The sequence below is a fragment of the Biformimicrobium ophioploci genome, assembly GCF_030270605.1.
In the GTDB taxonomy this organism is placed as follows: Bacteria; Pseudomonadota; Gammaproteobacteria; order Pseudomonadales; family Cellvibrionaceae; genus Biformimicrobium; species Biformimicrobium ophioploci.
On sequence record NZ_BSYJ01000001.1, the window covers coordinates 75661 to 93917 of the forward strand.

General features: G+C 59.0%; 16 protein-coding genes. 6 read left to right on the forward strand and 10 right to left on the reverse strand.

Annotated features, from left to right (window positions below; all coding sequences use genetic code 11):
• Positions 1-128: 128 nt before the first annotated feature.
• Positions 129-2486, reverse strand: coding sequence for a TonB-dependent receptor (locus tag QSJ80_RS00360; RefSeq protein ID WP_285762278.1), 2358 nt, complete (start codon positions 2484-2486; stop codon positions 129-131).
• Between the two features lie 256 nt (positions 2487-2742).
• Between QSJ80_RS00360 and QSJ80_RS00365 the strand changes: the two genes are divergently transcribed.
• From QSJ80_RS00365 to QSJ80_RS00385, 5 genes are all read left to right on the forward strand, one after another.
• Complete coding sequence (locus QSJ80_RS00365) at positions 2743-3393, forward strand: TetR/AcrR family transcriptional regulator (protein ID WP_285762279.1); 651 nt, start codon at positions 2743-2745, stop codon at positions 3391-3393.
• Positions 3394-3574: 181 nt separating this feature from the next.
• Positions 3575-4333 (forward strand): DAPG hydrolase family protein, encoded by a 759-nt coding sequence (locus QSJ80_RS00370; protein ID WP_285762280.1) that lies wholly within the window; start codon positions 3575-3577, stop codon positions 4331-4333.
• Positions 4334-4338: 5 nt separating this feature from the next.
• Complete coding sequence (locus QSJ80_RS00375) at positions 4339-5388, forward strand: MBL fold metallo-hydrolase (RefSeq protein WP_285762281.1); 1050 nt, start codon at positions 4339-4341, stop codon at positions 5386-5388.
• 167 nt (positions 5389-5555) lie between these two features.
• Positions 5556-6230 carry a hypothetical protein gene (locus QSJ80_RS00380; protein WP_285762282.1) on the forward strand — a complete coding sequence of 225 codons (675 nt, stop codon included), beginning with the start codon at positions 5556-5558 and terminating at the stop codon, positions 6228-6230.
• A 205-nt stretch (positions 6231-6435) separates the two neighbouring features.
• Positions 6436-7080 carry a urate hydroxylase PuuD gene (locus tag QSJ80_RS00385; protein WP_285762283.1) on the forward strand — a complete coding sequence of 215 codons (645 nt, stop codon included), beginning with the start codon at positions 6436-6438 and terminating at the stop codon, positions 7078-7080.
• Between the two features lie 67 nt (positions 7081-7147).
• On the opposite strand, the gene QSJ80_RS00390 is transcribed toward QSJ80_RS00385, so the two are convergent.
• From QSJ80_RS00390 to QSJ80_RS00405, 4 genes are all read right to left on the reverse strand, one after another.
• Positions 7148-8644, reverse strand: coding sequence for a flavin-containing monooxygenase (locus tag QSJ80_RS00390; protein ID WP_285762284.1), 1497 nt, complete (start codon positions 8642-8644; stop codon positions 7148-7150).
• Positions 8645-8689: 45 nt separating this feature from the next.
• On the reverse strand, positions 8690-8872 hold the full coding sequence (locus QSJ80_RS00395; protein WP_285762285.1) for a hypothetical protein: 183 nt from the start codon (positions 8870-8872) through the stop codon (positions 8690-8692).
• A 109-nt stretch (positions 8873-8981) separates the two neighbouring features.
• On the reverse strand, positions 8982-9347 hold the full coding sequence (locus QSJ80_RS00400) for a thiol-disulfide oxidoreductase DCC family protein (protein ID WP_285762286.1): 366 nt from the start codon (positions 9345-9347) through the stop codon (positions 8982-8984).
• Positions 9348-9349: 2 nt separating this feature from the next.
• On the reverse strand, positions 9350-11041 hold the full coding sequence (locus tag QSJ80_RS00405) for an NAD-dependent malic enzyme (protein ID WP_285762287.1): 1692 nt from the start codon (positions 11039-11041) through the stop codon (positions 9350-9352).
• Between the two features lie 141 nt (positions 11042-11182).
• On the opposite strand from QSJ80_RS00405, the gene QSJ80_RS00410 reads away from it, so the two are divergent.
• Complete coding sequence (locus QSJ80_RS00410; protein ID WP_285762288.1) at positions 11183-11563, forward strand: hypothetical protein; 381 nt, start codon at positions 11183-11185, stop codon at positions 11561-11563.
• Between the two features lie 62 nt (positions 11564-11625).
• On the opposite strand, the gene pepB is transcribed toward QSJ80_RS00410, so the two are convergent.
• The 5 genes from pepB to QSJ80_RS00435 all read right to left on the reverse strand — a co-directional run bounded on the left by pepB (position 11626) and on the right by QSJ80_RS00435 (position 18257).
• Positions 11626-12936, reverse strand: a complete 1311-nt coding sequence (gene pepB / locus QSJ80_RS00415; RefSeq protein ID WP_285762289.1) for an aminopeptidase PepB — start codon at positions 12934-12936, stop codon at positions 11626-11628.
• A gap of 90 nt (positions 12937-13026) precedes the next feature.
• A complete protein-coding gene (locus QSJ80_RS00420; RefSeq protein ID WP_285762290.1) occupies positions 13027-13554 on the reverse strand; it encodes a GNAT family N-acetyltransferase in 528 nt (175 codons plus the stop codon).
• Positions 13555-13924: 370 nt separating this feature from the next.
• Positions 13925-14872 (reverse strand): glutaminase B, encoded by a 948-nt coding sequence (gene glsB, locus QSJ80_RS00425; protein ID WP_285762291.1) that lies wholly within the window; start codon positions 14870-14872, stop codon positions 13925-13927.
• 3 nt (positions 14873-14875) lie between these two features.
• Positions 14876-17062: a mechanosensitive ion channel domain-containing protein gene (locus tag QSJ80_RS00430; protein ID WP_285762292.1), complete on the reverse strand. Its 2187-nt coding sequence runs from the start codon at positions 17060-17062 to the stop codon at positions 14876-14878.
• A 142-nt stretch (positions 17063-17204) separates the two neighbouring features.
• Entirely contained in the window at positions 17205-18257 is a 1053-nt protein-coding gene (locus QSJ80_RS00435; protein WP_285762293.1) for an efflux RND transporter periplasmic adaptor subunit, read from the reverse strand.

Genomic DNA, 18257 nt, shown 5'->3' on the forward strand with positions numbered 1-18257 from the left:
ACAGAAAATGCCTCCCCCGCGGAGGTATTTTTTTGCCCGCACCTGCCCGCTTTTGTTCATTCCAAACAAAAAGGGCGACCTGCGTTTACGCACAGGCCGCCTACCAGGACCGGATAACCCGGGAAGCGTTAGAAGTTAAACCGGAAACTACCGCCTACATACCGATCTGCGGCTTTCGGTACGAATTGCACCACCGTTTCCGCCATGCCGGTGGCATCATCAAAGGCCACCAGATTGGAGACATAGTTCTCGTCGGTCAGGTTGTGCACAAACAGCTTCACCTGATAGCGGCCGCCCTGGTCTTCAATGCCGAAACTCAGGTCGACAACCCCGTAATCACCCTGCAGGGTTGACGGGTTCTGGGCAGAGTCGTAATGGGTTTCGGACTGCCAGCGATAATTCAGCTGCAGGAACCCGTCGGCGGCCAGCGCGGGGATGCCCTTGACGTAACGGCTACCGGCCACAAACTTCCACTCCGGCGAGAACGGCGTGGTCTCCCCTGCCACACTCTTGACGCCATTGCCGGCGCACTGCGGATCCGGGTCGCGCAGGTAGCAGGTTGTTTCGTAATCCAGATACTCTGCATCGAGGTAAGTCGCGCTTGCATTCAACTGCAGGTCGGCGCTTGCAGCGAACATCATGTCCAGTTCGAGACCGCGTTGACGGGACTCACCGGCATTGGTTGCCCGGAACTCGCTGTCCTCAACATTGAAATAGGACACCTGGGTATCGGTGAAGTCCTGCCAGAACAATGCAGCGTTGATGCCCAGGCGACCATCCATCAAGCGGCTCTTGTAACCGAGTTCAACAGCGTCCACGAATTCCGGCTCCAACGGCGCCTCGAAATTACTGCCGATATCAGCGCCCGGGCCTTTGTAACCACGCGAGTAATGCCCATAAATGTTGGAGACATCGCCAAGCATATACTGGGTACCAAACTTGCCTGTCCACTCCGTGTAGCTGACTTCGCCCGCGCCCTGATACACCCTTCGCGGTATGTCTCCGGCCTCGACGGGCCCCAGTGCAGTGTTTGCATACTCAAAGTTGTCGCGCTGGACGCGCAGCCCCATGGTCAGCAACCATTCATCGGTCAGGCTATAGTCGGCCTGGCCGAACAACGCGTAGTACCGGGTATCGATCTCGGTCTCTTCGCCACCGGAAATCGCCAACTGGATGCCGTCAACCGTTCCCGGAGGAAAAGGCGGGGAAGGCAATAGGGTCGGTATCAGGCCAGCGCAGTGGGTACCCACCGGATTGACCAGCCCCCCAAAGCAGACCTGGCGCCGGTCGGCGGTATTGGATTCATAGTTGGTCGTCCACAGGAAAGCGCCCAGCTGGTACTGCAATGCGGAGTCATTGCTGGACTGCAGGCGAATTTCCTGTGAGAACTGCTTTGATAATTTGTTGCCGCTGACCGCCCCCCTGAAATAGGGCGTGCCCAGGCCCGGAACGGAAACCGCCGGCACATCCAGACCAGTGGAGTCGATATCCAGCGCGTTATCGTGATCCCAGGATCGGTAAGCGGTGATTGCCGTCAGGGTGTGGTCATCGAGGGTCCAGTTGAGCTCACCGCTGAGTCCCCACTCCTCGGTATCCACCAGGTTCGCATCGTTGATATTGACCTTGCGATTGCCCGCTCCGTATTCCATCACCTCTGAGGCGCCGATCTGAATGACCTGCTGACTGAGGCCACTGGCAGAGCGAATGACCCGCACCCCGGCCGGACCATCATTGCGCCCATAATCCGCTATGAAGAGAGCATCAGCGGCATCATTCAACTCCCACAGCAACTTGCCGCGCACGGCATACCCTTTGCCACCGTCCAGACTGTCGCCATCGATGTTGATATTTTCCAGGTGGCTTTCACCCACGTTCTTGTAGTTGGCACTGAGTCGGTAGGCCACAACATCGCTGAGGGGAGCACCGTGGGTTGCCCTGACGCGCTCCTCGCCATACTCGTCGTAACCGAGCTCGACGCTGCCATCCGAGGTATCCAGGCTCGGGCGCCTGGTGACAATATTCAATACACCGGCAGCGGCATTCTTGCCGAACAGGGTGCTCTGCGGCCCACGCAAAACCTCTACACGTTCGATATCAGCAAGCTCGGAAAAGAACTGGCCCTGTCGTGCCAGCACTACCCCGTCCAAAACCGTGGATACGCTGGATTCCACAGTTGGGCTGTTGATGGTTGTCCCGACACCGCGGATATAGACGCTTTTTTGCCAGGGTGCGAGGTTGTCCTGCAAGCCCAGCGACGGCGACACATTCACCAGGTCCGCGAAGTCCTGTACACCGGCATCCTCCAGCCCGCTCCCGGTCAGCGCCTGAACCGAAACGGGTACGTCTAACAGGTTTTGCTCACGCTTCTGGGCCGTTACCACCACTTCCTCAAGGGCGAGACGCTCCTCGCTGGCGAGTGCTGAAGCGGGTAAACAGACCATCATGGTCGCAGATATTGCGCTGAACAGCGCGGTGCGATTGAACACGCCTTCTCTCCTCAAATTTTATTTTTATGTTCAGGCCCAGCGGCTCAAGCCACTCAATCGAGCATGGGAAGCCAATATTAACCAGTTTATGCACACATGCGCAATACTGCACGATATGGCAATTATGCTCGCATTGGTAATACTGCACAGGAATGTGACCCGGTGGCGCGCCAGCTTCTGACAACTGATAGACTGGGCGCCTGCGCCCGTGCCACGGGTGCAGAAGTGGGAAATAAATTGCGCAATAGGCACATTGATGAGCAAGCCAGCCTCAGCAACCAGCGATACCAGCACCAGCCGTATGGACCGTCGACGCGAGAGAACCCGCCAGCAACTGATGCAGGCGGCCATAGAGCTGGTTTTACAAAAAGGCGCTGATGAAACCGCCATCGATGAGGTCACCGACAAGGCGGACGTCGGCAGGCGGACTTTCTATAACCACTTCGACAACAAGGAGGACTGCGTCAAGGCCGCAATCACGGAGCGCTTCGGTCGCTATGCCGCGGAGTCCGTCCTCGTTGCTGAAAAGCATGACGATCCAGCAGTCGTACTGACGGTGAGTGCACTGGCTGTGTTCAACCGCATCGCCACCGACCCGATCACCGCGCAACTGGCCAGCCTCCCGCGCCTCCTGATAGACGCAACCCAGGACAGCCAGCGCGACTTCATCATGCGCACACTCCTGAAAGGCTATGAACAGGGCCGTTTCGCCTCGCCGTTACCCCTGGAAGCACTGGATGCCCTGGTAAGCTGGGGCTTTATCGGCCTGGTACTGGAAGAAATCACTACTCTCGGTACCCAGGATCGCAGCGCGGTCTGGGCCCACTACCTGCTGCACATCCTGGGCATCGAGCAGGAGGAGATCGCCTCAATCATCGCGGCCGCCCGCAATACCCCGCTCCCCTGACCGCACTCTACTCCGCTGCTCGCTTCCCGGATCACTCCTCGCGGGCCGGGACAAAGCCGCCTTGCGCCCTCTATTGCACACCAGTGCACTATTGCGTTAGTGTGCACAGATAGTGCGCGAGCGCGCACGCACATAAATCGAATACGCTGGAACAGCGTGATAAACGACCTGAAGGAGTAGCATGAAGCGCCTGTCTACCGTCATTGCCGCGGGCCTGCTGGTTGTAGCAGTCATGGGGTGGAACCCCCTCAGCCCCTACCGGGATACCCGCGGCGTACTGAGCGGCTCTTTTACAGCAATGGAAACTGGCATCCAGCGCCAGCCCAACGGCGTTTTCGTCGTCAAGGCCCTGACAAGGATGCCCGAGGTCAAGGCCGACATGGTCAGGTGGTGGTTCTCCGACTACATGCAAACCACCGAGCACTACAAAAGGTGGCACCCCACGGCCCACGTGTGGATGGACTGGGAGAACAAGGTTCCCGGAGAGATTGTCGGTGCCAGCCACCTTGTGCATGAGTACCTCGGCACTGAACTGCACAAGCTGCGCATCCAGTTCGTTGACCCAGGAGAATTCCTCAACGCTTACCAGTCGCGGGATAACCAGTTTGTGGTCTGCGCAAAAGTGGGCCTGCTCGAGGAGCCGATCAATGTCACCAGCATGTGCCATGTGGTTCGCAATACCGACTGGGGCGCGGAAATGCGATCCATATTCTGGCTTGGCCATATCGCGAAGCGCGATGGCAACAACGAGGTAACTTCCCTCGAGGGTGTTCTCGGCAATACTGCACTGACCCGGCTCCTTGTTGCCCGGCCGAAGATGGCACAGGACCTGATGGTGCATGCTATCGAGGAAATGGGCTATTTGTCCGATTTCCTGCCATCCCTCTACCGCAAAGAAACCCTTGATTCCGCAGAGTCAATCGCAGCCAACCAGCAGTAACGAACATGAGTAAAGCAATCAAAAATATCAGCCTCGCCATCCTGGCAACTCTTATTGCTGCAGGCGCCTACCTGTACTCGCAGGATTTTCGGCCTGTCGTATACAAGGTTGCAGAAAAAGCCGTCGAGAAAATCGTGACCGACAGCCAACCACGCAAAGATGACTTTCGGCTACTGTTCTGTGGTACCGGCTCACCGAACCGGACGCCCGCACGCGGCCAACCCTGCACTGCACTGGTAGCCAATGGCAAACTATTCCTGTTCGACGCGGGTGAGGGCGCGATCGGCAAGCTCAGTGAATACGGGGCACCTGTCGGGCAACTCGGAGGTATTTTCCTTACTCACCTGCACTCAGACCACATCTCCGGTGTAGCGGAAGTGCTGCACAACACCTGGCTCTATGGCCGCCGCAACCCCACGATCATCCGGGGTCCTCACGGCACAGAAGCGTTAATCAAAGGCTTTGAGTCCGCTTATGATGAAGACCTGACCGAACGTAATCGGGTACTGGCTGCGGAGAACCTCAAACGCGAGACAGTTTTCGCCGGCGCCGCAGACATCCACGTAGAAGGAAGTTCATCCGTCATCGTACACGAGGAAAACGGCCTGACCATCCGCGCGTTTCGGGTGGATCACCCTGACTGGCATCATGCATTTGGCTACCGAATTGAACATAAAGGCAAAGTGGTCGTGATCAGTGGCGACACCAAAGCCAGCGATGGGATCCGCCAGTACGCGCAAGGCGCGGACATCCTCATCCACGAAGCCCTGAACAGTGAAATACTCCTGCATGTTGGCGAGCAACTCGAGCTTCGCGGTGCACCGATTACCCGGAAGAGAATGGCGGTGATCGCAGAAGCACATACCTCGACGCTGGAGCTGGCAGAGATCGCACAGCAAACAGCCGCAAAAAACCTGGTCCTGACCCACCTGATCCCCGCATTACCCCCGACCTGGATTGCCGAGCAGTTTTTTACCAGTGGCATGGGTGATATCTATAAGGGCAATATCATAGTGGCCAGAGATGGGCAGTGGATCGATGTACTCGGTTTATGAACTGCGTCACCCATTTGAAGGCCTGGAGTTGCATACACGGGGGCCACACTGAAGAATTAGAAAAATGTCTCTGTTCAGCAGAGTCAAAACAGGTGCGCAAGCAGTTCCAGCGGTCGCGTGTCCTGAGAAACCGTTGTTGATAAAAACGATAATGAGACGGGCACAAAATGAGCATCGACTTTTACCAGGTTAACGTCTGGCTACATATCCTTTTTGGTACCATCGCCCTATTCGGTGCCGTGACAGCACTCTGGGTAAAAAAAGGTTCAAAGAACCATGTGAAATCCGGGACGGTATTTGCCTGGTTGATGGGCGCTGTCTGCATCACATCGCTCATAACCCTGGGCAAGCAATTTATTCCGCCAGTACTGGTGCTTTCTACCGTTTCGCTGTACCTGATTCTTACCGGTGTTATCTGCTTTTCTAAAAAATATCGGCAAAGTCGCCCCCTCGCTATTGCCTTGCTCATTCCAGCGATAGCACTACTGCTATTCACGGCAACCCAATCAATCCGCCTCAACCTGGCCAGCGAAGCGCTTGCATACGCACCCATCGTCATGGCAGCCATGCTGGCCGCGCTCGTTTACGACGATGTGAGGATGTTGCTCACCCAACCGTCCAGTTCCCGTTACTGGCTGCGACGCCATCTGAGTCGCATGATCCTCGCCTTTGCTGTCGCCACTGAAGCGTTACTGCGCCTCGGTACTGACCTCGGCATTCCGCAGCGCCAACGTGCTGCATTCCCTGTCCTGATCGCGGTAGTCGCGCTGGCATGGATGTATAAAAAATATCCGCCGGCGAACAAAAAAGTGAAACCCGAAGCGGAGCAGCAGCCCGCGTAAAATGTTCCCCGAATAGCTGGACCAGAAAAGTTCCTCGCTGATGATTTTCTCACGCTGCACAGGGTCAGACCGATCTGTTGATATTCACTGCCTACACCAGTACAAATTACCAACAACTGAGGCAAATCAAGAAAAATCACATTGTTCTTCGAGTTAGGTTAAAATGCGGCGATAACTTCACAAACAGAACCATTGGGGAATCTGCATGGAAACGATGAACGTCATCAATATGCTGGCACGTTGGGGTCACGTGCTGTTCGGCATCACCTGGATCGGTATGCTGTACTACTTCAACTTTGTACAGGGTGGCTACTTCAAATCCGCTTCTCCGGAAGCCCTGAAAGACGCCAAGGCCAAGCTGGCTCCGGAAGCGCTGTGGTGGTTCCGCTGGGGCGCGATGTTCACCTTCCTCACCGGTCTGGTGCTGCTCGTCGGCGTGATGAAGATGAACCAGATGAACCCCTACATCCTGATGGGCGCACTGATGGGCACCCTGATGTTCCTGAACGTATGGCTGGTCATCTGGCCGAACCAGAAAATTGCCCTGGGCATGGTCGAAGGTGACGCGGCAGCTGCGGGCGCCAAGGCGCTGCTGGCATCACGCACCAACGTACTGTTTTCTGCGCCGATGCTGGCGGGCATGCTGGCCGGTCCGCATTCCATGGGTATGCTCAAGGGCTACGGCAGCGTCAACCTGACCACCGGCTTCTGGATCGTTGTGGCGATCATCGCACTGCTGGAAGCCAATGCGCTGTTCGGCAAGCAGGGTCCTATGACCACTGTCAAAGGCGTGATCACCAGCAGCCTGGTGCTGACCGCTGTGTGCGTGGGCGTACTGCAGGCCCTGTAATAACGCCTCAGCTACCACGCAAAAGGGCAGCCTCGGCTGCCCTTTTTTGTGCCCTTCAGCCCTGTTATCAACGGCTGAACTTCAACACCTCATCTTCCACCTTGCCGAAGCGGATCGCCAGAAGGTCGCGGATATAGTTGTCGCGATTGCGCCAGGGTACTGCACGCCCCTGCTTCGGCAGAAGGCCCTCGGCTCTGTGCACATAACCGGATTGCAGGCCGATTACCGGCTCGGTGTCGAATTTTTCCGTATCCAGTTCCGGTACCACCACCCTGAGCCCCTGCTCCTCCATATAGTTCAGCAGACGGCAGGTGTAGCGGCAGGTCAGGTCGGCCTTGAGTGTCCAGGAGGCATTGGTATAGCCGAACACGGCGACGAGGTTGGGCAGGTTGCTGAGCATCATGCCCTTGTAAACCACCAGGTCTTTCGCGTGTACCGGTTCACCATCCTTGAGTAGCTCCGCCCCGCCCAGGAACTGCAGTTTGAGGCCCGTGGCGGTGACGATGATATCTGCCTCCAGAGACTTGCCGCTCTTCAGCAATATCCCGCTCTCGGTGAAGCGCTCGATATGGTCGGTTTCTATGGATGCGGAACCCTCGCGCAGCACGCGGAACAGGTCCGCATCGGGAATCAGGCACATGCGCTGGTCCCAGGGCGCGTAATCCGGGTTGAAGTGCTTGTCTACATCGATCTTGTCACCCAGCTCTTCCCTCGCCATGTTGCGCAGGAACTCGCGCATCTTCTCCGGCTTGCGGCGCGATATGGCGTACAAATACCAGCTGAGCAATACATTCTTGCCGCGAGTGAGCTTGTAGGCGAGCTTGGCCGGCAATAGCCTGCGCAGCCAGCGAGCGATGGCATCTTCGGCCGGGCGGGTAAATACATAGGTTGGTGAACGCTGGAGCATGGTGACATGGCTGGCGTCTGACGCCATGGCCGGCACCAGCGTCACTGCGGTGGCGCCACTGCCGATCACCACCACCCGCTTGCCGCGGTAATCGAGGTTTTCCGGCCAGTGCTGCGGGTGCACAATCTGCCCGTTGAAGTCCTGCTCGCCGGGAAATTCCGGTCGGTAACCCTCGGCGTAGTCGTAGTAACCGGTGCAGGTCATCAGGAAATTACAGGCGATCCGGGCGCGGGTGCCGTCCGACTTCAGCACGTCGATCAGCCATTGCGACAGGTCCGAGCGCCACTCGAGCCGCTGCACCCGATGGCCGAAGCGAATCTTTTGCTCGATGTCGTATTCCTGCATGGTTTCCCGTAGGTAATTCAGGATCGAGGGCGCATCCGCGATGTCCTTGCCCTCGGTCCAGGGACGGAACCGGTACCCGAAGGTGAACATATCCGAGTCAGAGCGGATGCCCGGGTAGCGAAACAGGTCCCAGGTACCGCCTATGGCATCGCGCCCTTCGAGGATGGCAAATTCCCGGCCTGGGCACTCACGGGTCAGGTGGCACGCGGCCCCGATACCGGATATGCCCGCACCGATGATCAGCGTATCTATCTGCTCCACCTGGCGAGCCTCGCCGGTGGCCTCCTCGCGCTCTGCAACTTCTGCCTGCATAAACCTTCACCCTGGTTCATTTTTATTGTCGGGCCACAGACTAACTTAACTGCAAGCCGCGGCGCTACCTGCGAACCATGATCCTGAAAAGACCACCAGGGTGGCAATGACCAGAAACGGCAGGTCGAGAAATACAATACGGCCAATCGCACTGGCCCTGCGCGCCGCACGACCGCGTTGCGCTTCCGTCGTCAGTTCCGGGAAAGAAAGGATTGTGCTGGATTGCATGGCCGGCCTCCTGTTGTTGCGGTCACTGTCCTGTCAGCAAGCATTGCAACAACCAAAAAGGGCATGCACGGGCAATTAACGTGGCAGACGGGGGCCGGATTATGGCGAATCAGGGCATACGCCCGCTGCGGCACAGGCGCCGGTCCACCTGGCGCCGGTAGACCTTCTCCAGCGGTGCGCGCAGGGGTGGAAACAGCATCGCCGCGGCCAGTGGCCGGCACCACCAGATCTCCCGCAACAGTGCCGCATAGGCCGGCATACCCTCCAGTAACTGGCCATTACGGTCCCGCACATGCAGGGACCTGAGCGCAGCGACGGGGTCTATGCCACGCTCCCGCAATGCATCGTCCTGGCCGGTAATATCGAACCATTCGACATTCTCCGCAGCACGCCCCGCGAGCCTCCGATAAGCCGCCATATCACGGACACAGGTGGGGCAGGCGCCATCGTAATAAACCAGTAACTTGTGGGTCATGCTCAGTAGGCCACCCGCCTGTAGCTGCGGTATACCGGCTGCCAGAAGTTCTGCTCGATACCCTCCTGCAGGGCTTCATCGCTGCCGGGGTCAGGCGCCACACCATCCTCAACGGCCTGGCGCGCGACCTTCAGCGCGATATAACGGCTTACCTCACGAATTTCCGCAAGACTTGGCAGCAGCGCGCCGCTGCCATCGCGGGCCAGCGGCGAGCAGTCCGCCAGCGCCACGCTGGAGGCCATCAGCATATTATCGGTTACCCGGGTGGCGCCCGAGGCGATCACCCCGAGGCCGATACCGGGAAAGATATAGGCATTGTTGCACTGGGAAATCTCGATGCGCCGGCCATCGTAGGGCACCGGCTCAAACGGCGAGCCGGTTGCCACCAGTGCACGCCCTCCGGTCCAGGCGACCAGGTCCGCGGGCTGCCCCTCTACCCGCGAGTTAGGATTGGACAGCGGGAAGATGATCGGTTGCTCGCAGTATTGCGCCATGCGCGAAACCAGAGCCTCGGTAAAAAGGCCGGGCTGGCCGGAGACACCAATCATGATGGTCGGCTTTACCCCATCCATGACCTGCTCCAGGGATATATCGCGCGCGCCCGGCTGCCAGCGCTCCACCGCTGCGCGCGGCTGCGCCAGCCGCGCCTGGAAATCCGGCAGGTTTACCATGTCGTCGCACAGCAAGCCGTAGCGGTCGACCATAAACACCCGGCTGCGGGCATCCGCATCCTCAAGCCCTTCGTGACACATGGCGGCAACAATCTGTTCCGCCACGCCGCAACCGGCGGAACCGGCGCCGACGAACATCACGCGATGATCGGAAACCCGGGTTTTTGCGGCACGGCACGCCGCCATAATACAGCCCAGAGTCACCGCACCCGTGCCCTGGATATCGTCATTGAAGCAGCACAGCTCGTCGCGATAGCGGTTAAGTAGTGGCAGGGCATTACGCTGCGCAAAATCCTCGAACTGGATCATCACGCCGGGCCAGCGCGCCGCGCACGCGCGGATAAACGTATCCACGAACGCCTTGTAATCGTCTGCGGATATCCGCTCATGGCGCCAACCCATGTACATGGGATCCTCAATGAGCTTGCGGTTGTTGGTGCCCGCATCGAGCACCACCGGCAGGGTATAGGCCGGGCTTATGCCACCACAGGCACAGTAGAGTGCCAGCTTGCCGATCGGGATGCCCATACCTCCGATGCCCTGGTCACCCAGCCCGAGGATGCGCTCGCCATCCGTCACCACAATAACCTTGACCTTGCGCTTGGTGGCATTGTGCAGCATCTCGTCGATATGGCCGCGTTGCAGGTAGGGTATAAAAAGCCCGCGGTGGCGACGGTAGATATCGGAAAAATGCTCGCACGCATCACCCACCGTCGGTGTATAGATGACCGGCATCATCTCCGTCAGGTGGTCCTGCAGCAACCGGTAGAACAGCGTCTCATTGGTATCCTGGATGGCGCGCAGGTAGATATGCCGGTTCAGGTCGTCATCGAACTGGCGGTACTGCTGGTAGGCGCGCCCCACCTGCTCCTCGATGGTCTCAATCTGTGGCGGGAGCAACCCGACAAGGTTGAACGCAAGACGCTCCGCTTCCGTAAACGCGCTGCCTTTGTTCAGCAGCGGCGTTTCCAGCAACATTGGACCGGCATAGCGAATATATAGAGGATTCTGTTTCGCACTCATAACAACATTTCCGAGCGGCTCTCAACAACTCTAGCATTCGTCCCAGCAGCAAAACGCTGCGAGCCCGGCTGTGCTTCTTCCGAAGGATGCAACGGCAGGCCCCACAAGTGGAGACCCAACCTCGAGAAAAGGAACGCCAAGATGCGAAAATGCGGAATACTGTTATTCGCGCTGGTCGCGGGACTGCTCGTCGCCTGCGGCGGACCGAAGGAAGATCCCAAAGACAAGCCACCGGCGCCGCAGACTGAAGAAACCGAGAAGGAGTCCAGCGACGGCACCGTGGATGCATTGAAGTCGGCGGGTGAACCGAGCAGCAGTGGTGGGGATACCGCCACGGGAATCAGCGAAGTGCCCAAAGTGAAGCCCGCTTACCCGGAAGAGCGCTCCTCTACACCGGAAACTCCGGAAGCCACTCAGATGCCGGAACAGTCCCCCGAGAAGCAGAAGCCCGGCGAGCCGCCAAGTGGCAATAAAGATGGCTCTGAGAGTGACGAGAAAGACAGCGAGCCCGGCAAGCAGTAGGCCCGTGAAAGGCCCATACTGGTTGACGCCCTTTTCGTTCAACATATTGAACGGAGGCCGGATTACGCGTCCGAGAGAAGGCGTGCAATGGTGCGTACGCCGTGGCCCTTCGCACCCGCCGCCCAAAGGTCTGTTGCGCCAGGCTGGTAGGATCCGGACAGGTCGAGGTGCAGCCAGCGCGATTCGCGCTGTGTTTCAGGCACAAACTTCGCCAGGAAAGCCGCAGCCGTTGAAGCACCCGCAGTGCCCTCGGATCCGATATTCGCAATATCCGCAAACGGGGAACCGATCTGGCCGAGGTGCAGCGCTTCCAGAGGCAGGCGCCAGAGTTTCTCATCTTCAGCCCCGGCTGCCGCCAGTACTTTCCCCGCGAGATTGTCACTGAACGTCATCAGAGAATTGTAATCCCGCCCAACCGCCATCTTGGCAGCGCCGGTCAGCGTTGCCGCGTCGACGATCAGGCCGGGCTCGTCCTCGGCAGCCGCAATCAGGCCATCGGCGAGCACCAGCCGGCCTTCAGCATCGGTATTCTTGACCTCTACCGTGACGCCGTTGCGATAGTTCAGTATGTCGCCAAGCTTGAAGGCATTGCTCGACACCATGTTTTCCGCGCAGCAGAGAAACAGCTTTACGCGCTTGTCCAGGCCGCGCTGGATGGCGAGTGCGAGGCCACCCGTAACCATGGCCGCACCGCCCATGTCACTTTTCATATGGACCATACCGACGGACGGCTTGATGCTGTAACCACCGGAATCAAACGTAATGCCCTTGCCCACCAGGCTCACTGCCACCGGAGCATTCGCGTCGCCGGTAGGGTTGTAATCGAGTTGCAGCATTGCCGGGGCGCGCACACTGCCACGGCCGACCGTGTGGATGCCAACGAAGGATTCCGCCAGCAGCTCATCGCCGAGCAGGATCTTGGAGCTCACCGCTTCAGGTGCCAGCCCGTGCAACAACTCGGCGGCGGATTCGCACAGTGTCTGCGGGTAGATCTGCTCGGCAGGGCAATTTGTCACCCAGCGCACCCAGGCGGCCGCCTTGATGCGCGCATCCAGCTCGGCCTGTGCAGCCTCGGCAAGCGCCGGGAATTCGATCGACTGCTGTTTTTCCGGCGCCGCAGCCTGCTGCTTTTTCGGGTTGAAATAGCCCTGCCAGAATGCGAAACACGCATCCGTATCCCAGCCATCGCCGGCCATTGCAACGGAGCCCACACCCATGCCGTCCAGCTTGCGCGCGGCCCCCTGTATAGCGAGTAGCGGCGCCTTTTGTAAATGGATGGTTGCCGTCGATCCGTCAAAACTCACCGGCGCAGATTCGCCCCAGACCGCCGGTGCTGCCTCGCTGGAAAGCAGGATTTTCATTGCTGTGTTCATATTTATTCCCGTTTATCTCTGCACAGGTCTTGTTAACGGAGGGCATTCTAGCAGCTGCAGGCGCCCGGTTCGCCTGCCACGACCGCCCGGCTAACCTCCGGCAGAGAACGCGGGGTGGTAGCGCACATCCCCACTCTTGCCGGCAAGTGCGCCGGGGAGCAGTTCGAGGGCCATGAATGCCTCAGGAGGGCACTCAAACTCGCAGCCCAACCCGAACGAGGCAGCCGGCGCAAACCCGAAGCGCGGGTAATATTCCGGGTAACCGAGGACCACCACGCCATCCGCGCCCTGCCGGTGACACTCCGCCAGTCCGCGCTCGATCAGTTTCGCGCCAATACCGCTGCGCTGGCGGGACGGCATGACCGACATGGGGCCCAGCGCCAACAACTTGAGATCCGCATAGCCCGGCAGCATCACCGGTGAGAACAGAATGTGCCCGACAATTTCGTCCGGCGTTGCCGCGACCAGCGAAACCACCGGCCGCGCCTCCGCCAGTACGCGTTCCACAAGACGGCCTTCGAAATCCCGTCCGAATGCGGCCTGGTTGACGTGAAATATTCCGTGCCGGTCGTCCGCCTGTTGCTGCCTGATCTCGACGTCATCAGGTTCACCCGACATGGCTGACCTCCTGAAAAATTTGCCACCACTGCGGTGGATGGTGAATTTCGAGCAAAAAAAAGACCGAACAACCTGTTGCAGCGAGGCAATGAAGGGTTGTTCGGCCACAGAGAAGCTTGATAGGCAGCTCGCGCCAGACAATAAATCGGGAGCTGCGGCGACGTAGATGCAGTAGCGACTTCCCCCTGCTACCGACTGCCATCCACAACCGCAGCGCCATAACCCTGATACTGCAGCGAACGTGCCAACTATGCATCCCACGGAAATCCCATATATTTCAGGCGGTTAACGAGGCGCGACCAGTCAGGCCAGTCTGACTCTTGAGCCGAAACCCATTCGGCATTGCATCTTGCATTGCAGCGCGAGCCGCTTAACCGAGGGGAGAGCGCCCCAGGTAATCCACCAGTTTTTCCAGCGCCCAGCGCGCCCCGACAGAATTGCCATTGGCATCCAGCCGCGGAGACCAGGCACACACGGTAAACTCGCCCGGCAATACCGCCACAATGCCGCCGCCGACACCACTTTTTGCAGGCAGCCCCACCTGCGCGGCATAGGAGCCGGAAGCGTCATAAAGGCCGCAGGTCAGCATCATGCCATTGACCTCGCGCGCCTGATCCGCGCTCAGCAGTTGTTGGCTACTAATCGGGCTGTGGCCTGCGGACGCGAGAAACGAGAAGAGCCGCGCCAGGTCGACGCAATTCATGCCCAGCGCACAGAAATGGCAGTAGACCTCGAGTACCCGGTTCACATCGCCATGGATATTGCCAAAACTCTTGATCAGGTGGGCGATGGCCGCATTGCGGGAAGTGTTGCGCAATTCCGATTCGGCCACTCGGGCATCGTAATTGATCGAGCGGTTGCCGCTGTGTTCACGCACAAATTCGCGCATGTGGTGGAGTATCAAAAAGATCTTCTCAACCAGGATATCCACGATCACCAGCGCACCGGCATTGACGAACGGGTTGCGCGGTATGCCTTCCTCGCGCTCCAGCTGTATCAGCGAGCTGAACGGCATCCCGGAAGGCTCCTGGCGCAATCGCTGCCACAGGCCGAATTCGTCCGCGTGGCGCATGGCAATCACCAGGGAGATCACCTTGGAGATACTCTGGATGGAAAAAGGCACCAGCGCATCACCGCAACTCTGTACCCGGCCATCCCTGTGGCAAATTGCCATCCCGAACTGGTCCGGCTCCACTTCCGCGAGTGCGGGGATGTAGTCCGCGACCTTGCCCACCCCGAACTTTGTGCGGGCCTCCTCCGCCAACTGCGCCAGAAAATCCTCTTCGATATAACCGATATGGGAGCGGGGGTAGGACACGTTTCAGTCTCCTGTACCACGCCTGCCGCCATTACGCCGGAGTACGGCAGCGGGCCAGGCCTTGTCATCCCAACTGCGCAGGCGCAGGTCGCGCTGCGGGAACGGAATTTCTATACCGTGACGGGTCAGGGACTCCAGTAATTCCACATTGTATTGCGCATAGGGGTCCCCGAGCGGGGCAAGACGATTACTGTTGATCCAGACCACAAGTTTGAAATCGAGGGAGCTTTCCCCGAAGCCCACCAGCCATACCTCGGTTTTGTGGTTCCAGTCGGTATGGGTCAACACCACCTTGTCCGCCGCTTCCATGGCTGCCTGCTGGACCATGGCCGGGTCCGAGCCATAGGCCACACCGAAGTCGACATGGATCCGGCGAATCGGGTCGTCCAGTGTGTGGTTGATTACACGGCCGGCCACAAACTCACTGTTGGGCACCAGGATATCGACATTGTCGCGGGTAGTGATGCGGGTAGAGCGCACATTGATCGCGCGAATGCGGCCGAACACTCCGGACTCCAGCTCTACCAGGTCACCCACTTTGAGTGGCCGCTCAAACAAAAGGATCAGCCCCGATACAAAGTTCCCGAAAATCTCCTGCAAACCGAAGCCGATACCCACAGACAGCGCACCGGCCACGACCGTCAGGCTGGTGGTATCCAGGCCAATGATCATCAGCGACGCAAGGAACGCTATCAGGATATAGGCGTAGTGGCTGACGCGCCCAATGCTATATACCGTCGATTCGCTGGCCTGGTTGGTATCCACCAGGCGCCGCAGTGCGCGCCGGGTGATGCGTGATGCGAGGTAAGCAATAAGCCAGGCCAGCAGTATCTGCAGCAGGGTAACGATCGTGACCGGATTATTGTTGATATCAAACAGCGTATAGTGGGAAAAGCGCTGCCAGAGGTCGCTGAAGAATATGCGCCAGCTTTCAAAATCCTCGCCCACAGCGGCCCAAAGGCCCTGCTGTTCGCGCACCAGGGTCAGCTGGGACTTGTTATAGCGTTCAACATCCACCAGCGCTTTTGAGACCACCTTGAGGACGCTGTTGATCTCCTCGATACGCTGCCACCAGCTCTGTACCAGCGCTTCCTGCTCGCGGGTCTGGTTGTCGTCCAGCCAGGACATCAGCTGCGTACGCTTTACCGCCAGCTCTTTGCCCACCACATCACGAATCCGGGTCGCACCTTCGACCACCCGCTTGCCTTTCTTGATGGGTTTTGTCTCGCCAGTGGGATCCGCTGCGGCATTGATATGCTGGCGCAGTATGGCCCGGTGTCGCTCCAGGCGTTTTTGCTGGATTCTCAGGTCCAGCAACATGACAGAAAGGCGCATATCAAACGCTTTGCTCTCATCCGTCTTCTGCAGCAACGCGGACTGCAACTCCGCGCGCTGGCTGAGCAGCTTTTCTATTTCCAGGGCGAGCGCCTCAATCGCTGCGGCGATATCCTGCTCGACTTTTTCGCTGAATTTAAGCTCAGACAGCATGCGCTGCAGCTCAGCGGATGCGAGCTCCATTTCCTTTTTCCAGGCGACCTCCCGGGCCACCAGTCGCTCGCGTCGCTCGATCAGCAACAGGTGATTAACCTGCGCCAGGAAAACCCGGGCCGCAGCCCGCTCGTGATCAGAGGAAGGTTGTTCAGCATCCCGCATTTTCAGGAGCTGCCGGTCCAGCAGGCTGCGCGACTGATCCAGGGAATCGTTGGCGAGCTGGATCTCTGCGACCAGGCTGTCCAGTCGAGCCAAACCGTCGGCAACACTGCGATCAGAAGCAGCCCACTGGTTCACATCCGGGTCTGCGGGGAAGCTCACCTGTTCCAACAGTTTTGTTTTGAGGTATCGGTCGCGGTCATCCCAGATCTGCCTGATGCCCTGGAAGCGGGCCTCGACATTTTCGTCCTGGCTGCGCAACGCGCTGTCCACTGCCAAAGAACTGCGCCATTCGCGCCAGGCAGTTTCCAGTTGCTGCAACCACTGCACCCGCTGCTCGTGCTCAAGCTTCTCCCAGGCACCCCACCATTCCGCTGAAGGCGCGGTGAAATCCGGGATGACCGCCTCAAAGGCCTGCTCTGAACCGCCACTGGTTTGCGCATCCTGTGCGGCCAGCGGCTGCGCGCAAGCAGACACCCCATGCCACATAAAGGCGAGCAGAAGTAAGGCCCGGAAGATTGAGAGCAGCGATTTTCCCATCGAATGCCTTTGCCAAAAAGCGGGCGCCGCAATTGGCGGATAAACCCCGTTTATCCAGCATAGATGGGAGAAGAGAAACGCGCCCCGGAGATTGGGGCGCGTTGCGGGATTTGCAAATCAGGAATCGGGATCAGGGCGAACTTCAGTTGACGTTCAGTGGTGCCGGCAGGATCTTGAGTTTCTGTCCCGGCAGCAGGCGCTCAGCACCGCGCACTACCACCTGGTCACCATCCTTTAACGGACCCGATACAGAAATCCAGTCGCTTTCGCCACCGCCGGCAGTCACCATGATGCGCTCCGCAATGCCCTCGGCGCCGACCCTGAAGACAAAGGTGCCCGTTTCCCGCAGGACCAGTGCATCGCGTGGCACCACCAGCGCCTCGCGGGGCGCTGCCGTGGGTACTGCCACCTGGATCGGTGCGCCGAAGATCCAGTCCGAATCCGCCGGCAGTGAGAGCAACAACTTTACCGTGCGTGACCCCGGGTTGGTGGCCGGCACCAGTTGCCGTACCGGCGCCTCTACAAACTGATCTCCGGATCGCACGGTAAGTACCGCATCGTTCGCAAGGTAGGGCACTGCGCTGAGGGGGACGTCCGCTTCTGCCTCCAGCGCATCGCGCGCGATGGCCCGCAACAGGGGCTCACCGGTGCGCACATACTCGCCGGCCTGGCGTTCACGCGAAACCACCAGCGCATCAAACGGCGCAACTATACGTGTCTTGCCGAGCTCATAGCGCGTACGATCGCGGGCGATTTCCGCGCTGGCCAGGTCCTGGGCAATGGCCTCCCTGTTGGCCGCCTGCTCTTCCAGCGCGGAACGGGAGGTGCTATTGGTTTCGCTCAGCTGCTGTAGCCGCTCAAGCTGCGCGTCCATATATTTGAGTCGCGCCTTCAGCTGCAGGATCCGGCTTTCATCCGTGCGGAGCTGCAACTGCCAGTAGGTGTCATCCAGTTGTGCCAGCAGCTCACCCCGCGCAACCCGGGTACCGGGCTCCGCCACGCTGCGTAACAATCCATTGATCTCCGAGGCCACCCGCACATCGCGGCGACTAGCGACGCGCGCGGGGGACCAGAGGCTCGGGGACAGCAGGCGTACCTGCACCTGCTCCACCGCCACGGCGACAGGTCGACCCGGCTGCGCCATTGCAGCAGTGGCAACCAGCAACAGCAACGCTGCCGAAAAGAAATGTTTCAT

Coding starts and splice junctions, on each gene's coding strand:
- QSJ80_RS00365 (WP_285762279.1), top strand. CDS start 2,743: ATGAGCAAGCCAGCCTCAGCAACCAGCGATACCAGCACCAGCCGTATG.
- QSJ80_RS00370 (WP_285762280.1), top strand. CDS start 3,575: ATGAAGCGCCTGTCTACCGTCATTGCCGCGGGCCTGCTGGTTGTAGCA.
- QSJ80_RS00375 (WP_285762281.1), top strand. CDS start 4,339: ATGAGTAAAGCAATCAAAAATATCAGCCTCGCCATCCTGGCAACTCTT.
- QSJ80_RS00380 (WP_285762282.1), top strand. CDS start 5,556: ATGAGCATCGACTTTTACCAGGTTAACGTCTGGCTACATATCCTTTTT.
- QSJ80_RS00385 (WP_285762283.1), top strand. CDS start 6,436: ATGGAAACGATGAACGTCATCAATATGCTGGCACGTTGGGGTCACGTG.
- QSJ80_RS00390 (WP_285762284.1), bottom strand. CDS start 8,644: ATGCAGGCAGAAGTTGCAGAGCGCGAGGAGGCCACCGGCGAGGCTCGC.
- QSJ80_RS00395 (WP_285762285.1), bottom strand. CDS start 8,872: ATGCAATCCAGCACAATCCTTTCTTTCCCGGAACTGACGACGGAAGCG.
- QSJ80_RS00400 (WP_285762286.1), bottom strand. CDS start 9,347: ATGACCCACAAGTTACTGGTTTATTACGATGGCGCCTGCCCCACCTGT.
- QSJ80_RS00405 (WP_285762287.1), bottom strand. CDS start 11,041: ATGAGTGCGAAACAGAATCCTCTATATATTCGCTATGCCGGTCCAATG.
- QSJ80_RS00410 (WP_285762288.1), top strand. CDS start 11,183: ATGCGAAAATGCGGAATACTGTTATTCGCGCTGGTCGCGGGACTGCTC.
- pepB (WP_285762289.1), bottom strand. CDS start 12,936: ATGAACACAGCAATGAAAATCCTGCTTTCCAGCGAGGCAGCACCGGCG.
- QSJ80_RS00420 (WP_285762290.1), bottom strand. CDS start 13,554: ATGTCGGGTGAACCTGATGACGTCGAGATCAGGCAGCAACAGGCGGAC.
- QSJ80_RS00430 (WP_285762292.1), bottom strand. CDS start 17,062: ATGGGAAAATCGCTGCTCTCAATCTTCCGGGCCTTACTTCTGCTCGCC.
- QSJ80_RS00435 (WP_285762293.1), bottom strand. CDS start 18,257: ATGAAACATTTCTTTTCGGCAGCGTTGCTGTTGCTGGTTGCCACTGCT.